This window comes from Streptomyces sp. NPDC008086, from assembly GCF_042957325.1.
Taxonomy (GTDB): domain Bacteria; phylum Actinomycetota; class Actinomycetes; order Streptomycetales; family Streptomycetaceae; genus Streptomyces.
Map to the genome: position 1 here is coordinate 566,772 of NZ_JBIBIA010000002.1, position 15,213 is coordinate 581,984.

The following is a 15,213-nucleotide window of genomic DNA, read 5'->3' on the forward strand; positions in this document are numbered from 1 at the left end:
TGCCGGTCCACGGCAGTCGCAGGCGCCCGAGAGGCTACGGGGGACGCGGAACATGAGCCAGGACGGCGCACAGGGCCGATACGCGGGGCGGGCGCTGGCCGGCGGCCGCTATCAGCTGCGCGACTTGCTCGGCGAGGGCGGCATGGCCTCGGTGCACCTCGCGTACGACTCCGTGCTCGACCGGCAGGTAGCGGTCAAGACCCTGCACACCGAACTGGGCCGCGAACAGGCGTTCCGCGAGCGCTTCCGCCGCGAGGCCCAGGCCGTGGCGAAGCTCACGCACACCAATATCGTCTCGGTCTTCGACACCGGCGAGGACGATGTCGACGGCATGACGACGCCGTACATCGTCATGGAGTACATCGAGGGCCGCCCGCTCAGCTCGGTCTTCGACGCGGATGTCCGGCAGTTCGGCGCGATGCCCGCCGACAAGGCGCTGAAGATCACCGCGGATGTGCTCGCGGCGCTGGAGATCAGCCACGAGATGGGCCTGGTCCACCGGGACATCAAGCCGGGCAACGTGATGATGAACAAGCGCGGCGTCGTGAAGGTCATGGACTTCGGCATCGCGCGCGCCATGCAGTCCGGTGTGACGTCCATGACACAGACCGGCATGGTCGTCGGCACCCCGCAGTACCTCTCGCCGGAACAGGCCCTCGGCCGCGGTGTGGACGCCCGCTCCGACCTCTATTCGGTCGGCATCATGCTGTTCCAACTCGTCACCGGGCGGCTGCCGTTCGACGCCGACTCCCCGCTGGCCATCGCGTACGCGCATGTGCAGGAGGAGCCGGTGGCTCCGTCCTCCGTCAACCGCGCGCTGCCGCCCGCAGTGGACGCGCTGGTCGCCCGCGCCCTGAAGAAGAACCCCAACGAACGTTTCCCCAGCGCCGAGTCCATGCGCGACGAGTGCCTGCGCGTGGCCGCGTCCTTCCAGGCCGCCCCGCCCAGCATCGTGCCGGGCGCGCAGACGCAGCACAGCCAGGGTGTGGGCGCCTCGGTGTTCCCGCCGGTCGGCCAGGCACCACCGCCCGCGGGCCCCGTCCAGACGCCTTACCCGCAGACCCCGCAGACCCCGGCTCCGAATCCGTACGGCACCCCGCCGCCGTCGATGCCGTCGCCCGCGTACGGCTACCCGCAGCAGCACGGATTCCAGACGCCGCCCCCGGCCTCGTACTCCCCGCAGCCGGGCCACGCGACACCGCCGCCGTACACCATGTCGCCCCAGCGGCAGTCCGGTTCGGGCGGCGGTAAGAACAACCGGCCGGTGATCATCGGCTCGATCGTCGTGTCCGTCGTCGCGGTGGGCGGCCTGATCGCGGCCCTGACCCTGACCGGCGGCGGCACCGAGGACGACGGCGGCACCGGCGGAACGGGCGGCTCGACCGCCACGGCGACGACGTCGAAGAAGCCCGGCTACCGGGCGGGGGACAGCGGCGACACGGTCGAGACGACCGAGTGCACCGAGCCGCGGGAGTCCCTCCTCGACCCCGACAAGGTGCAGATGCCGGACTTCTCCTTCAAGTACTGGCCGTCCGTCGTCAAGTGCCTCGACGCCGCGAACTGGAAGTACAAGAAGGTCGACGTCGACGAGAACACCTTCGGCGAGGGCACCATCATGCGGCAGTCGCCCTCGGCGCGTTACGACATGGACCCGGACAACCCTCCGGAGCTGGAGTTCCAGGTCTCCACGGGCAACCCGGAGTGATCCCGGTACGACAGTGACCGCGGCGGACTGAAAGGGCCCGGCAGCAGCGGCTGCCGGGCCCTTCGCGTACAGGTCGGACGTCTTCGGTTCCTACGGGTGTCCTACAGGTACGGACCGCCCTGGCGGTGTTCGCCACCCTCCTCGTGACCGCCGACGCCCGGCGGAAGAGCGCGGCGCATCTGCTCCAGCTGGGCACGGGCGGCCATCTGCTGGGCGAAGAGCGTGGTCTGGATGCCGTGGAAGAGGCCCTCCAGCCAGCCGACCAACTGGGCCTGCGCGATCCGCAGTTCCGCGTCGCTCGGTGTCGCCTCGTCCGTGAACGGCAGGGAGAGCCGCTCCAGCTCCTCGACGAGCTCCGGGGCCAGGCCGTCCTCCAGCTCCTTCACGGAGCTCGCGTGGATCTCCTTCAGCCGGACCCGGCTCGCCTCGTCCAGGGGAGCGACGCGCACCTCCTCGAGCAGCTGCTTGATCATGCTGCCGATCCGCATGACCTTCGCCGGTTGCTCGACCTGCTCCGTCACCGGGATCTCGCGGGAGTCCTCGTCTCCGTTGCCGCCGCTGAGCGCCATCCCGTCCTGGCCCACGACCAGGATCTGGGGGTTCTCGGACGACCTTTCGTTCCTCGGCATCTCCATGCCGCCATTCTCTCGCACCCGTACAGCTCATCATCGTGGTGCCCCCTGTGTGGGGTGATCCACCGTTTACACCGGCGCGGATTCCGTGGGGCGCCGTGTCGGCGGGTGCGGGCGTGCGCCCGGTTCGGTCGGGTGGCGCAGTTCGGAATGCCGGGTACGTCCCGTGCTGTGACGCTTGTTCCATGACTTCATGGCTGGCGGTGGTACGCGGGGGGCGGGGGTGGCCGCGCACCGCTCGCGGTGACCGGCGCGGCTCGTCGAGGGGCGCGCTGCGGACGGCCGGGACGGTGGGTGTGCTGGTGACGGGGCTGGTCGTGGGGCCATACGGGGTGGCCGGCACGGCGTACTGCTTCGAGGGCCCGCGGGGGCCGACCGCGTCCGGCTCCTCCTCCGACTCCCCGACCGCTTCACGGACGCCCTCGGCTCCCTCCACGCCCAAGGGCTTCCCTACGGCCGGCTCCGAGGCCCCCTCCAGCGCCGGCGCGAGCCGCCCCGCCCCCACGGCCGAGTCCCGGCCCTCCGCCAGCGCCGCGGGCCCGTCCGGGGCCCCTTCGGCCTCGTCGGCCGCGTCGACCGGTTCGGGGGAGTCGGGGCGGCCCGGGAAATCCGGGCGGCCCGGGGTGTCCGGTGATGCCGGGAAGCACGGCGGTTCCGAGGCGGCCCGGCAGGACGCGAAGGACAGGGACGACCCCAAGGACAGGGACGACCCCAAGGACAGGGGCGACCCGAAGGACAGGGGCGACAGCGAGGACAGGCGGGACCGGAAGGACGGCCAGGGCCGGCAGGACCGGCGTTCCGGGGCGTCCCCCACCTCCAGCGCTCATGGGCCCGGCGCCTTTCGTCCCGCCCCGTCCGACGGGCCCTCCCGGGCCGGGAGCCGGGCTGGAGAGGGGCGGGAGCGGCCGGGGCGGGAGAAGGGGCCGCTGGAGGAAGAGGAGGCGGCGGCACGGCACGACCCCTATGGACGGGAAGGCGACCGAGAGGGGGACCAGGAAGGCGACGGTGACGCGGGGAGGCCGCCGGCCGAGAGCTCGGACGGTGCCGACGAGTCCTCCACGGGCCCTCTCGCCCCGGCCGACCCGCCCGCCCGGCAGCCCGTCGCGCACGCCGCCGACCCCGCCGAGCCCGTGCTGCAGGTCCTGCCGCTCGGCACCGGCCTGGTCCTCATCGGGCTCGGCCTGGGCCTCGCCTTCGTCGGTCTCCGGCTGCGGCGCGGGTAGGGCCTGTCCGGTGGGACGGGCCCCAGGGCCGCCCGGCCGGTCGGGACGGCCCGGGGCAGCCGGATCGGCCAGGTCAGCCGAGGGGCCGGAGCGGCCGGACCGGTGCTACGGCGTCACCAGGAGCACCTTGCCGACGTGACCGCTCTCCTCCAGTACACGGTGTGCCTCGGCCGCGTCGTTCATCGGGATCTCGCGGTCGACGACCGGGCGTACGTGGCCGGCGTCCAGCAGGGGCCAGACGTGCTCGCGTACGGCAGCTACGATCGCGGCCTTCTCGCCGAGGGGACGGGCGCGCAGCGAGGTCGCGCTGATGGCGCCGCGCTTGGCCAGGAGCGCGCCGATGTTGAGCTCGCCCTTGACGCCGCCCTGCATGCCGATGATGGCGAGACGGCCGCTGACGGCGAGGGCCTGGACGTTGCGGTCGAGGTACTTGGCGCCCATGTTGTCGAGGATGACGTCGGCGCCGGCACCGTCGGTGGCCTTCTTGACCTCGGCGACGAAGTCCTGTTCCCGGTAGTTGACGAGGATGTCGGCGCCCAGCTCGGCGCACCGGTCGAGCTTCTCCTTGCTGCCCGCCGTGACGGCGACCTTGGCGCCGACGGCCTTGGCGAGCTGGATGGCCATCGTGCCGATGCCGCTGGAACCGCCGTGCACGAGGAGGGTCTCGCCGGGGCGCAGATGGGCCACCATGAAGACGTTCGACCAGACCGTGCACACCACCTCGGGCAGGGCGGCGGCCTGAGTGAGGCTCACGCCCTTGGGCACGGGCAGCAGTTGGCCGGCCGGTACGGCGACCTTCTCGGCGTAACCGCCGCCCGAGAGCAGCGCGCACACCTCGTCGCCGACGGCCCAGCCGGAGACGCCGGGGCCGAGCTCGGCGATCCGGCCGGAGCACTCCAGGCCCGGGTAGGGGGAGGCGCCGGGCGGTGGGTTGTAGAAGCCCTGCCGTTGCAGGATGTCGGCGCGGTTGACGGCCCCGGCCACCACCTCGACCAGTACCTCGCCCTCACCGGGCACGGGATCGGGGACCTCGTCCCACACCAGCGCCTCGGGCCCACCAGGTTCGGGAATCGTGATCGCATGCATGGGACGGACGCTACTCCCCGGGACCCGCGACCCGGCGCCCAGTCCCTCGCCCTGCCTCACTCCGACGCCCAGTCCCTCTGCCCGCCGCCGCCCGCCGCACCGGTCCCGGTCTGCTGCGCTGCCTCACCCCCGAACGCCCAGTCCCTCACCCTGCCCCCGACGCCCAGCCCTTTGGCCCCGCCTCCCTCATCCCCGGGGCCCGGCCCGGATCAGTCCATCGGCCCCGTCCCCGGCTCGTCAGCCTCTCGGTCTCCAGCCCCTCGGGCCCCTCATCCCTCGCCCCCGGTCCCGCGGGCCCTCTCATCCCCTCGGTCCCCCGTCCCCCGTCCCCTCAGCCCCCGGTCCCCCAGCCCCTCGGTCCTTGGGCGGGTCCGGTCGAAAATCCCTGGGCGGAACCGATGAGTTTGCGGGACCGTAAAGGTCTCCCCATGCGTAGCCCAAGAACGCGGAAGGCCACTCGGAAGGAACCCCGAAGCATGAGCACGCAGACGACGTCCGGTCTCGCGATCGAGACCGCGGGCCTGGTGAAGACGTTCGGTGAGACACGGGCCGTCGACGGCGTGGACCTCGCGGTTCCGGCCGGCACGGTCTACGGCGTCCTCGGCCCGAACGGCGCCGGCAAGACGACCACGGTGAAGATGCTCGCCACCCTCCTACGACCCGACGGCGGTGAAGCCCATGTCTTCGGCCACGACGTCGTCCGCGAGGCCGACGAGGTGCGCGGCAGGGTGAGCCTGACCGGCCAGTACGCCTCCGTCGACGAGGACCTGACCGGCACCGAGAACCTCGTCCTGCTGGGCCGGCTCCTCGGACACGGCAAGCACGCCGCGCGGGAGCGGGCCGGGCAGCTGCTGGAGGCCTTCGGGCTGTCGGACGCGGCCGGGAAGCAGGTCAAGAACTACTCCGGCGGCATGCGGCGCCGTATCGACATCGCCGCGTCCATTCTGAACACCCCCGACCTGCTGTTCCTCGACGAGCCGACGACCGGCCTCGACCCGCGCAGCCGCAACCAGGTCTGGGACATCGTGCGCGCGGTCGTCGCCCAGGGCACCACCGTGCTGCTGACCACGCAGTACCTGGACGAGGCGGACCAGCTGGCGTCCCGGATCGCCGTCATCGACCGCGGCAAGGTGATCGCCGAGGGGACCAAGGGCGAGCTGAAGGCGTCCGTGGGCGCCGGTTCCGTGCATCTGCGGCTGCGCGACGCGGCGCAGCGGCCGGAGGCCGAGCGGGTGCTGCGGCTGACCCTGGACGCGGACGTGCAGCTGGAGCCCGATCCCGTGGCTCTCACCGCCCGCGTCGGCTCCGGGGCGGACAACGGCCGGGGAGCCGCGGAACAGGCGGGCCGCGCGCTCGCCGAGCTGGCCCGCACCGGCATCACCGTCGACAACTTCTCGCTGGGCCAGCCCAGCCTGGACGAGGTCTTCCTCGCCCTCACCGGCCACGACACGCGCGACGGCCAGAACGACGAGCAGGGCAAGAACAGCAAGAACGCCAAGGACGCGAAGGACGACAAGGACGAGGTGGCGGCATGAGCACCGCGACGCAGACCGAGAGTAAGGAACTCGCCCCCGTCAGCGCCGAGTCGCTCGCCGCGCTGCTGGTCTCCGGGGAGCGGCCGCCGCGGCCCAGCGCCTGGTCGGCCTCGATGACCTTCGGCTGGCGGGCGATCCTGAAGATCAAGCATGTGCCGGAGCAGCTCTTCGACGTCACCGCATTCCCGATCATGATGGTGCTGATGTACACGTACCTGTTCGGGGGCGCCCTGGCCGGGTCCCCGAAGGAGTACATCCAGTTCCTGCTGCCGGGCATCCTGGTGATGTCGGTCGTGATGATCACGATGTACACCGGTGTCTCGGTGAACACCGACATCGAGAAGGGCGTCTTCGACCGCTTCCGGTCCCTGCCGATCTGGCGGCCGTCGACGATGGTCGGCTATCTGCTGGGCGACGCCCTGCGCTACACGATCGCGTCCGTGGTGATGCTCACCGTCGGCATCATCCTGGGCTACCGGCCGGACGGCGGCGTCGGCGGAGTGCTCGCCGGGATCGCGCTGCTGGTGGCCTTTTCGTTCGCGTTCTCGTGGATCTGGACGATGTTCGGTCTGATGCTGCGCTCCGAGAAGTCCGTCATGGGCGTCAGCATGATGGTGATCTTCCCGCTCACGTTCCTGTCCAACGTGTTCGTCGACCCGAAGACCATGCCGGGCTGGCTCCAGGCCTTCGTCAACAACAGCCCGATCACCCACCTGTCGTCGGCCGTCCGCGGCCTGATGGGCGGCGACTGGCCGGCGGACGAGGTCGCCTGGTCGCTGGGCTGGGCGGGCCTGCTCGTGGCCGTCTTCGGGCCGATCACGATGCGGCTGTACAACCGCAAGTAGCCGGGCCGGGCGCCGGAATGCGCCACATTCCCCGGACGCCTCGTTCCCCCGGGGGCTTCATCCCCCGGGGGGCGTCATCGGCTTCACCCCCGGGGGCAGACGCCGCTCGTCAGGTGCGACCTGACTGCCCGGCGTCGCCCGCACGATCGTGATGAGCCGGTCCGTCAACTCCAGTGTCCCGACGTCCGGATCATCGTATCCGAGCACCCGGTGGCCGCGTACGACGCTCACCACCAGGTCGTCCGTCTGCCGCGGGTTCTTGCCCACCTCGGCCTTTATGACCGGCCGTTCGACGATGTCGAGCCCGCTGCCCTGCTGGATCAGGTCTTCCAGGACCATGCCGGCGGCGGGGCTGAGCACCGAGAGGCCGAGCAGCCGGCCGGCCGCGCTGGCGCTGGTGATGACCGCGTCGGCGCCGGACTGCTTGAGCAGCGGGGCGTTCTCCTCCTCGCGGACCGCGGCCACGATCTTCGCGCCACGGTTGAGCTGCCGGGCCGTCAGGGTCACCAGGACGGCGGTGTCGTCCCGCTGCGTGGCGATGATGATCTTCCGCGCCTTGTGCACCTCGGCCCGCATCAGCACCTCGCTGCGCGTCGCGTCCCCCGTGACCCCGGCGTATCCGTCGGCGACGGCCGCCTCGATCACCTTGGAGCTGGGGTCGACCACGATGACCTGGTCCTTCCTCAGCCCGGTCGCGCAGACGGTCTGGATCGCCGATCGCCCCTTCGTGCCGAAACCGACGACGATCGTGTGGTCGCGCAAGGTGGACCTCCAGCGGGTCAGGCGCCATTCCTCCCGGGTCCGTTCGGTGAGGACCTCGAGCGTGGTGCCGACCAGGATGATCAGGAACAGCACCCGCATGGGGGTGATGACGAAGATATTGGTGAGCCGGGCGCCGTCACTGACCGGGGTGATGTCGCCGTATCCGGTGGTGGAGAGGCTGACGGTGGCGTAGTAGAACGCGTCGAGCAGATCGACGGAACCGTCGGAGTTGTCGTTGTAGCCCTCATGGTCGGCGTAGACGATCAAGGACGTCAGCACGAGCAGCGTCAGGGCCAGCAGTACTCGCTTGGCGACCTGACGGAAGGGGTGCTCGACGATCTTCTTCGGCAGCTTCACCCGATAGGTCGCGACCCTCTCGTCCGCACGCCGGGCGATCGCGTCCTGACCCGGAAGTTTCACGTGAAACACACCTCGATACCGGCGAGCGCCCAGGGCAGGTCGAGCAGTTCGGCCTCCTGACCGGCACGGATACCGCCCGGCGGCACGACGGCCACGGCATCGGCCGCCGCCATGCCCCGCAGCATGGCCGGCCCGTGGTAGTGCAGCGGCGCGGCATGGTCTCCGCGCAGGACGACGGGGATGAGCCGGGTGTCGTACGGATGCCCGTGCGCCGCGTCGCTCAGGGGCAGCGTGTAGGGCTCGGGGGCGGGGCGGGCGGCCAGCGTCCGCAGCAGGGGTTCGGCGAGCGTGAGCAGGCCGGAGACGGCGGAGAGGGGGTTGCCGGGCAGGCCGACGAGGTACTGGTGCTCCTTGATGCGGGCCAGCAGCATGGGGTGGCCGGGGCGCACCTTGACGCTGTCCACCAGGAGTTCGGCGCCGATGCGCCGCAGGGTGGGGTGGACATGGTCGACGGGACCGGCCGCGGTGCCGCCGGTGGTGACGACGAGGTCGGCGCGCGAGGTGGTGAGGGCCTTGTGCAGGGCCTTGGCGTCGTCGCCGAGTCGGCGTACGGCGGTGACCTCGGCGCCGAGTGCGCGCAGCCAGGGCGGCAGCATCGGGCCGAGGGCGTCACGGATCAGTCCGTCGTGCGGGAGCCCCTTGGTGAGCAACTCGTCGCCGAGGACGAGGACTTCGACGCGGGGGCGGGGCACGGCGGTGAGGGTGTCGTATCCGGCCGCGGCTGCCAGGCCGAGCACGGCCGGCGTCACGAGGGTGCCGACGGCGAGCAGGTGATCGCCGCTACGGCACTCCTGGCCGCGCGGGCGGATGTCCTGGCCCTGCTGGACCTCCCGGGTGGCGTGCAGCCGGCCCTTGGGGTCGGTGCGGCCGTGTTCGCTGCGCAGGACGGCGGTGGTGTCCGGCGGGATACGGGCGCCGGTCGCGATCCGGACGGCCTCGCCATCGGTGAGCGGCTCGGGCTCGGCGTGCCCGGCCAGGACGCCCTCTTCCCGTACGGCCCAGGGGCCGGGGCCCGCGATGGCCCAGCCGTCCATGGCCGAGGTGTCGAAGGAGGGCAGGTCGGTGAGGGCGGTGAGAGGGGCCGCCAGGGCGAGGCCGAGGGCGGCGTCGAGGGGGACGGAGACGGGAGCGCGGCCGACGGCCCTGGCGGCCACGGCGGCGCGGGCGGCGATCTCTCGGGCCTCGGGCCAGGGGGTGGCCTTGTGGTGGCGGTCCGACGTGGGCTGGTCCGGCTTGGCACGGTCCGGCTGGTGCCGGTCCGACGTGTGCCGGTCCGATGCCTGCCGGTCCGGCTGGTCGGGGCCCGTCGCGTGCGGGGTGGGTGCGGGCACGTGGTCGCCAGGGGTGTGGTGGCCGTTGTCTGCGTTCACGAGGGCGAGCACCTCCTCGACATCGAGGTCCTCGGCGTCCTCGTCCGCCCGGGTGCCGCGGGGGGTCATCCGGCGTCCGGGCGGGTGTCGGGGGAGGCGTCGGGGGCGGCGTCGGACTGGGCGGCGGCCTCTTCCGCCCAGCGCAGGGCGAGCGCGGCGGCCTTGCGGGAGGCCTCGGCGACAGCCTCGGGGCCGCCTTGGCCGCCCTTGGCCTGCGCCGCCGCGTACCCGACGAGGAAGGTGGTCAGCGGGGCCGCGGGCCTGGCCACGCCGTGAGCGGCGTCGCGGGCGAGGTCCAGCAGCAGCTTGGTGTCGACGTCGAGGTCGAGACCCAGCTCGTCCTTGACTGCGGAAATCCATTCATCCAACACGTGCCCATGCTCCCTGATGCGTGCCCTGGCGGTGGCGATGTCGTCCCAGGTGTCGCAGTCGAACGACGCGACGGGGTCGGGGACGCGGGTGAGACCGAGCGCGCCGGTCAGCCGGCGCAGGGGGAGGCCGGTGAGGCCGTCGTTCTCCCGGGTGAGCGCGCCCAGTTCGCGGCGCAGCACGGACGCGCGGTAGGCGGCGACGAGGGGCTGGTCGCGGCCGTCGGCGTCGGTGAGCAGCGCGCCGTCGGCGCCGCTGGTGCCCAGCGCGGCCAGCAGCCGCCGTACCGTGCGCTCGTCGAGGAAGGGCAGGTCGGCCGAGAGGACGACGACCTGCTCCGCGGTCGTGTGCCGGAGCCCGGCGTCCAGGGCGGCGAGCGGTCCGCCGCCGGGCGGCTCCTCACGGGCCCAGGTCACCGCTCGCGCGGTCGGCCGGGGCTCGGCGACGACGACGGTGCTCCGCGCGTCGGCGCAGGCGGCGAGCACCCGGTCGAGCAGCGGGCGCCCGCCCACCCGCACACCGGGCTTGTCCACACCGCCGAGCCGCCGCGCGCCGCCCCCGGCGAGCACGACGGCGTCGTACGCGAGGTCGTGTCCGGCAGCGGCGGCGTCCTGCGCGCCCGTCGGTTCGTACGCGGTCACCCCCCGAGTATGCGTGCCCCCGCGATCACAGGGAACGCAGGGGAAGCCGCGGGCACCGGCGGATCCGTCACAGCGTGCGCAGCAGCACCGCCGGGTGTTCGACGCAGTCCGCCACATAGCGCAGGAAGCCGCCCGCCGTGCCGCCGTCGCAGACCCGGTGGTCGAAGGTGAGCGCGAGCTCGACGACCTGCCGGACCGCGAGCTCGCCCTCGTGCACCCACGGCTTGGGGATGATGCGGCCGACGCCGAGCATCGCGGCCTCGGGGTGGTTGATGATCGGTGTGGACCCGTCGACGCCGAACACTCCGTAGTTGTTCAACGTGAAGGTGCCGCCGGTGAGTTCCGCCGGGGTGAGGCTGCCTGTGCGGGCCGCCTCGGTCAGCCGGGCGAACTCCGCGGTCAGCGACTCGGCGTCGCGCGCGTGCGCGTCCCGAACGACCGGGACGACGAGTCCGCGGTCGGTCTGCGCGGCGAACCCGAGGTGCACCTGGTCCAGTTGGACGACCTCTCTCGCCTCCATGTCGACCGTGGAGTTGAGCTCGGGGAACCGGGCCAGGGCGGCGGTGCAGATACGGGCCAGCAGGGCGATCAGGGAGATCTTCGGCCCGCCGGCGGCGTTCATCGCGGTGCGCGCCCGCATGAGTTCCGTCGCGTCGGCGTCCACCCAGCAGGTGGCGTCCGGGATCTCCCGCCGGCTGCGGGAGAGCTTGTCGGCGACGGCGCCGCGGATGCCCTTGAGGGGGACACGAAGGCCGGCCGGGGCGGCGGAGGAGCGGACGGGGGGCTGCGCGGGCGGCACGGGCGCGGTGGGCGCCGACGGCACCCGCGGGTGCGTCTCGGTGGCCGGCTGTGCCGTACGGCCGTGCGCCTCGGCGGCGCGCAGTGCGTACTCGACGTCGGCCCGCAGGATGAGCCCGTCCGGCCCTGACCCGTGCAACTCCCGCAGATCCAGGCCGTGCTCGCGGGCGAGGCGGCGCACGAGCGGGGAGATCACGGGCACGGGGCCGTCGTCCCGGGTCTCCTCGTCGGCCGGTGCGGTGTCCGGACGGTGACCTGCGCGGCCATGCACCGCGGGACCGCGACCGGCGGAGCCGTGGCCTTCCGAGGCGTGGGCTTCGGAGGTGTGGGCTTCGGAGGTGTGGCCCGGGGAGCTGTGCCCCGCCGCCGTGCCGACGGGTCGCGCCACGCTCTCCGCGGGCGGCGTGGCCTCGCGCGCGGCGGCGCCGTTCGCCGGCTGGGCCGCCGGGGGCGTCGGCGGCATCGGGGTGCCCGGTCGCACCCTGCGGCGCCGGGCCGGTGCCTCGGAGGTGCCGTAGCCCACCAGGACGTTCCCGGAGCCCTCGGTCTGTTCCTCGGCGGCGGGCGGGCCCACCGCGACCGTGATCAGCGGCGCCCCGACGGGCAGCTCGGTGCCCTCCTCGCCGAACCGGGCCGTGACCACGCCGGCGTAGGGGCAGGGGATGTCGACCATCGCCTTGGCCGTCTCGACCTCGACGACCGGCTGGTCGACGGCGACGACGTCACCGACCTCCACCAGCCACCGGACGATCTCCGCCTCGGTGAGCCCCTCCCCGAGATCGGGGAGCTTGAACTCGAGCACCTGTGCCATCAGCTCTCCGCCTCCCACTGCAGACGCCCCACGGCGTCCAGGATCCGGTCCACACCGGGCAGGTGGTGACGCTCCAGCATCGGCGGCGGGTAGGGGATGTCGAACCCGGCCACGCGCAGCACCGGCGCCTCCAGGTGGTGGAAGCAGCGCTCCGTGACCCGGGCCGCGATCTCCCCGCCCGGTCCGCCGAACCCGCCCGACTCGTGCACGACGACCGCTCGTCCGGTCCGCCGTACGGAGGCGGCGACCGTCTCGTCGTCGAACGGCACCAGCGAGCGCAGGTCGACGACTTCCAGGTCCCACCCCTCCTCCCGGGCCGCCTCGGCGGCTTCGAGGCAGACGGGCACGGACGGTCCGTACGTGATGAGCGTGGCGCTCCTCCCCGAGCGCCGCACCACCGCGCGGCCGATCGGTTCAACGCTCGGCGGGTCCTCCGGGTTCCAGGAGTCCTTCGACCAGTACAGCCGCTTGGGTTCCAGGAAGACCACGGGGTCGTCGGAGGCGATGGCGGCGCGCAGCAGCCCGTAGGCGTCGGCGACGGTCGCGGGCGTGACGACATGGAGCCCCGGAGTCGCCATGTAGTACGCCTCGGAGGAGTCGCTGTGGTGCTCGACGCCGCCGATGCCGCCGCCGTAGGGGACGCGGATGGTGATCGGGAGCGGCATTCTGCCGCGCGTGCGGTTGCGGGTGCGGGAGACGTGCGAGATGAGCTGTTCGAACGCCGGGTAGGCGAACGCGTCGAACTGCATCTCCACGACCGGGCGCAGTCCGTACATGGCCATGCCGATCGCCGTGCCCAGGATCCCCGCCTCGGCGAGCGGGGTGTCCGTGCAGCGGTCCTCGCCGAACTCCTTGGCGAGTCCGTCGGTGACGCGGAAGACGCCGCCGAGGGTGCCGACGTCCTCGCCCATGACGTGCACGGACGGGTCGGCCGCCATGGCGTCGCGCATCGCGCGCGTGAGGGCCTGCGCCATGGTGGCCGGCTTGACGGCGACGGTGGTCATCGGTGCGACCCTTCCGACTCGGCCTCGAGCTCGGCCCGCAACTGGGCCTGCTGTTCCCGCAGTTGCGGGGTGGGCTCGGCGTACACGTGGGTGAACAGGTCCATCGGGTCGAGCGCCGGGTCCTGGTTCATCCGTTCGCGCAGGTCGGCGGCCATGGTCTCGGCGGCGTCCCGGGCGGCCTGGATGCCGGCCTCGTCGAGGAGGCGGCGCTCGGTCAGCTCGTGCTCCAGGAGGGCGATCGGGTCGTGCCCGCGCCAGGTCTCGACCTCGGAGTCGCCGCGGTAGCGGGTGGCGTCGTCGGCGTTGGTGTGGGCGTCGATGCGGTAGGTGACCGCCTCGACCAGCGTGGGGCCGCCGCCCGCGCGGGCGTGCCGTACGGCGTCGCTCAGCACCTCGTGCACGGCGGCCGCGTCGTTGCCGTCGACCAGGCGGCCGGGCATGCCGTAGCCGACGGCCTTGTGGGCCAGCGACGGGGCCGCGGTCTGCTTGGCGAGCGGGACGGAGATCGCGAAGCCGTTGTTCTGGACGAGGAAGACGACCGGTGCCTGCCATACGGCGGCGAAGTTCAGCGCCTCGTGGAAGTCGCCCTCGCTGGTGCCGCCGTCGCCGACCATGGCGAGCGCGACCACGTCGTCGCCCTTGAGGCGGGCGGCGTGCGCGAGGCCGACGGCGTGCGGGAGCTGGGTGGCGAGCGGCGTGCACAGGGGGGCCACGCGGTGCTCGTACGGGTCGTAGCCGGTGTGCCAGTCGCCGCGCAGCAGAGTCAAAGCCTGCACGGGGTCCAGTCCGCGGGCCACGGCGGCGAGGGTGTCGCGGTAGCTGGGGAACAGCCAGTCGCGGTCCTCCAGCGCCAGCGCGGCGGCGACCTCGCAGGCCTCCTGCCCGGTGCTGGACGGGTACACCGCGAGGCGGCCCTGCTTCGTGAGCGCGGTCGCCTGCGCGTTGTACCGACGGCCCCGCACCAGCCCGGCGTACAGCCTGCGCAGCAGGTCCGGGTCGGCCTTCGTGGCCGCCTCGGTGCCGAGGACGCGGTAGGGCTCGGCGTCGGGCAGCAGCGGCGCGGGGTCCATGCGGGGCTGCCAGGCGGGCGGCGGCGATGGCCGGTACGCGCCTCGCTGCTCCATGACCGTCATGACGGCACCTCCTCGTGGGAGCGGCTACGGGAGGCGCGGCTTCAGTGACGCGCCTCACCTACCGATTGTTCGGTCGTCGGCACATTTTGGCTACAGGCACCCTCAGGCTGTGGACAAACGGTTCTCCACAGCCTCCAATGAACGCAGTACGTCCACGGGAGGAAGGTGGGGGGACATGGCGCCTGAACAAATGGCCGAAAGCCCGGACGGCAGCGCCGCCCTGCCACCGGCGCGCCCGCTCGACGCCATTGATCAGGACATCCTCCAGATGCTCCAGGCGGACGGCCGCGCGTCGATACGGTCTGTCGCCGAGCGCGTCCATGTCTCCCGCGCCAACGCCTACGCGCGCATCAACCGTCTCGTCGAGGATGGCGTCATCCGCGGTTTCGGCGCCCGCGTCAACCACGAGCGCGCGGGCCACGGGACGTCGGCGTACATCACCCTCAAGATCGTCCAGAACACCTGGCGCACGGTCCGCGAGCAGCTCCGCCAGCTGCCCGGCGCCTCGCACATCGCTCTGGTGGGGGGCGACTTCGACGTCCTGCTCCTGGTGCACACCCCCGACAACCGGGCACTGCGCGAACTGGTCCTCACCCGCCTCCAGGCGATCCCGGAGGTCCTCAGCACCCGCACGCTGCTGGTCTTCGAGGAGGAGGACCTGGAGCCGCAAGGCTGAGCGTCCGCCCCGGGGTCAGCCGGAGGCCATCGCGATGCAGATGAGCACGACGGCCACCAGCGGCAGGACCGCGCACACGAAGGCGGAACAGGCCGCCGTCATTCGTCTGCGGCGCCGTCGTGGCTGGTCGCGCAGTTCCCCGCGCTCCCTGGGGCGCTGCCGAACCGGCGCCTGCGGCCCGGAGCGAGCTGCGCTCACCGAGA

The 15,213-nt window shown here is 72.6% G+C and carries 14 protein-coding genes; 5 read left to right on the top strand and 9 right to left on the bottom strand.

The genetic code is table 11. From position 1 onward, the window contains the following. The first annotated feature begins 52 nt into the window (after positions 1-52). Positions 53-1,705, top strand: coding sequence for a protein kinase (locus tag ACFZBP_RS08510; protein WP_391411140.1), 1,653 nt, complete (start codon positions 53-55; stop codon positions 1,703-1,705). Positions 1,706-1,806: 101 nt separating this feature from the next. Here ACFZBP_RS08510 and ACFZBP_RS08515 read toward each other — a convergent pair whose 3' ends face one another. Next, positions 1,807-2,340 (bottom strand): bacterial proteasome activator family protein, encoded by a 534-nt coding sequence (locus tag ACFZBP_RS08515; protein ID WP_030050626.1) that lies wholly within the window; start codon positions 2,338-2,340, stop codon positions 1,807-1,809. A gap of 182 nt (positions 2,341-2,522) precedes the next feature. Between ACFZBP_RS08515 and ACFZBP_RS08520 the strand changes: the two genes are divergently transcribed. Continuing rightward, positions 2,523-3,560 (top strand): hypothetical protein, encoded by a 1,038-nt coding sequence (locus ACFZBP_RS08520; protein ID WP_391411143.1) that lies wholly within the window; start codon positions 2,523-2,525, stop codon positions 3,558-3,560. Positions 3,561-3,665: 105 nt separating this feature from the next. Here ACFZBP_RS08520 and ACFZBP_RS08525 read toward each other — a convergent pair whose 3' ends face one another. Continuing rightward, the gene (locus ACFZBP_RS08525; protein WP_383449726.1) at positions 3,666-4,646 is read right to left on the bottom strand and encodes an NAD(P)H-quinone oxidoreductase; all 981 of its coding nucleotides are present in this window, start codon (positions 4,644-4,646) and stop codon (positions 3,666-3,668) included. Positions 4,647-5,122: 476 nt separating this feature from the next. Here ACFZBP_RS08525 and ACFZBP_RS08530 point away from each other — a divergent pair, with 476 nt between their 5' ends. After that, on the top strand, positions 5,123-6,181 hold the full coding sequence (locus ACFZBP_RS08530) for an ATP-binding cassette domain-containing protein (protein WP_383449725.1): 1,059 nt from the start codon (positions 5,123-5,125) through the stop codon (positions 6,179-6,181). Then, positions 6,178-7,026 carry an ABC transporter permease gene (locus tag ACFZBP_RS08535; protein ID WP_391411146.1) on the top strand — a complete coding sequence of 283 codons (849 nt, stop codon included), beginning with the start codon at positions 6,178-6,180 and terminating at the stop codon, positions 7,024-7,026. Before ACFZBP_RS08530 ends, ACFZBP_RS08535 begins: the two co-directional genes overlap by 4 nt. A gap of 57 nt (positions 7,027-7,083) precedes the next feature. On the opposite strand, the gene ACFZBP_RS08540 is transcribed toward ACFZBP_RS08535, so the two are convergent. From ACFZBP_RS08540 to pdhA, 6 genes are all read right to left on the bottom strand, one after another. Then, on the bottom strand, positions 7,084-8,208 hold the full coding sequence (locus ACFZBP_RS08540; protein WP_391411148.1) for an NAD-binding protein: 1,125 nt from the start codon (positions 8,206-8,208) through the stop codon (positions 7,084-7,086). Next, entirely contained in the window at positions 8,205-9,647 is a 1,443-nt protein-coding gene (locus ACFZBP_RS08545; RefSeq protein ID WP_391411150.1) for a molybdopterin-binding protein, read from the bottom strand. The genes ACFZBP_RS08540 and ACFZBP_RS08545 overlap by 4 nt, the downstream gene beginning before the upstream one ends. Then, entirely contained in the window at positions 9,644-10,588 is a 945-nt protein-coding gene (locus ACFZBP_RS08550) for an NTP transferase domain-containing protein (protein ID WP_391411152.1), read from the bottom strand. The genes ACFZBP_RS08545 and ACFZBP_RS08550 overlap by 4 nt, the downstream gene beginning before the upstream one ends. A 67-nt stretch (positions 10,589-10,655) precedes the next feature. Beyond that, complete coding sequence (locus ACFZBP_RS08555) at positions 10,656-12,197, bottom strand: 2-oxo acid dehydrogenase subunit E2 (protein ID WP_391411154.1); 1,542 nt, start codon at positions 12,195-12,197, stop codon at positions 10,656-10,658. Next, positions 12,197-13,201, bottom strand: coding sequence for an alpha-ketoacid dehydrogenase subunit beta (locus ACFZBP_RS08560; protein WP_383449719.1), 1,005 nt, complete (start codon positions 13,199-13,201; stop codon positions 12,197-12,199). The genes ACFZBP_RS08555 and ACFZBP_RS08560 overlap by 1 nt, the downstream gene beginning before the upstream one ends. Then, complete coding sequence (gene pdhA, locus ACFZBP_RS08565; protein ID WP_391411157.1) at positions 13,198-14,334, bottom strand: pyruvate dehydrogenase (acetyl-transferring) E1 component subunit alpha; 1,137 nt, start codon at positions 14,332-14,334, stop codon at positions 13,198-13,200. The genes ACFZBP_RS08560 and pdhA overlap by 4 nt, the downstream gene beginning before the upstream one ends. 190 nt (positions 14,335-14,524) lie before the next feature. On the opposite strand from pdhA, the gene ACFZBP_RS08570 reads away from it, so the two are divergent. Next, complete coding sequence (locus ACFZBP_RS08570) at positions 14,525-15,010, top strand: Lrp/AsnC family transcriptional regulator (protein WP_383449862.1); 486 nt, start codon at positions 14,525-14,527, stop codon at positions 15,008-15,010. 15 nt (positions 15,011-15,025) lie between these two features. Here the strand turns inward: ACFZBP_RS08570 and ACFZBP_RS08575 are convergent, their stop codons facing one another. Then, the gene (locus ACFZBP_RS08575) at positions 15,026-15,208 is read right to left on the bottom strand and encodes a hypothetical protein (protein ID WP_391411159.1); all 183 of its coding nucleotides are present in this window, start codon (positions 15,206-15,208) and stop codon (positions 15,026-15,028) included. Positions 15,209-15,213 lie beyond the last annotated feature (5 nt).

Bases quoted from the DNA above. Each gene is read 5' to 3' on its own strand.
- ACFZBP_RS08525 (WP_383449726.1), bottom strand. From the start codon at position 4,646: ATGCATGCGATCACGATTCCCGAACCTGGTGGGCCCGAGGCGCTGGTG.
- ACFZBP_RS08510 (WP_391411140.1), top strand. From the start codon at position 53: ATGAGCCAGGACGGCGCACAGGGCCGATACGCGGGGCGGGCGCTGGCC.
- ACFZBP_RS08570 (WP_383449862.1), top strand. From the start codon at position 14,525: ATGGCCGAAAGCCCGGACGGCAGCGCCGCCCTGCCACCGGCGCGCCCG.
- ACFZBP_RS08555 (WP_391411154.1), bottom strand. From the start codon at position 12,197: ATGGCACAGGTGCTCGAGTTCAAGCTCCCCGATCTCGGGGAGGGGCTC.
- ACFZBP_RS08560 (WP_383449719.1), bottom strand. From the start codon at position 13,201: ATGACCACCGTCGCCGTCAAGCCGGCCACCATGGCGCAGGCCCTCACG.
- ACFZBP_RS08535 (WP_391411146.1), top strand. From the start codon at position 6,178: ATGAGCACCGCGACGCAGACCGAGAGTAAGGAACTCGCCCCCGTCAGC.
- ACFZBP_RS08520 (WP_391411143.1), top strand. From the start codon at position 2,523: ATGACTTCATGGCTGGCGGTGGTACGCGGGGGGCGGGGGTGGCCGCGC.
- ACFZBP_RS08530 (WP_383449725.1), top strand. From the start codon at position 5,123: ATGAGCACGCAGACGACGTCCGGTCTCGCGATCGAGACCGCGGGCCTG.
- ACFZBP_RS08515 (WP_030050626.1), bottom strand. From the start codon at position 2,340: ATGGAGATGCCGAGGAACGAAAGGTCGTCCGAGAACCCCCAGATCCTG.
- pdhA (WP_391411157.1), bottom strand. From the start codon at position 14,334: ATGACGGTCATGGAGCAGCGAGGCGCGTACCGGCCATCGCCGCCGCCC.
- ACFZBP_RS08545 (WP_391411150.1), bottom strand. From the start codon at position 9,647: ATGACCCCCCGCGGCACCCGGGCGGACGAGGACGCCGAGGACCTCGAT.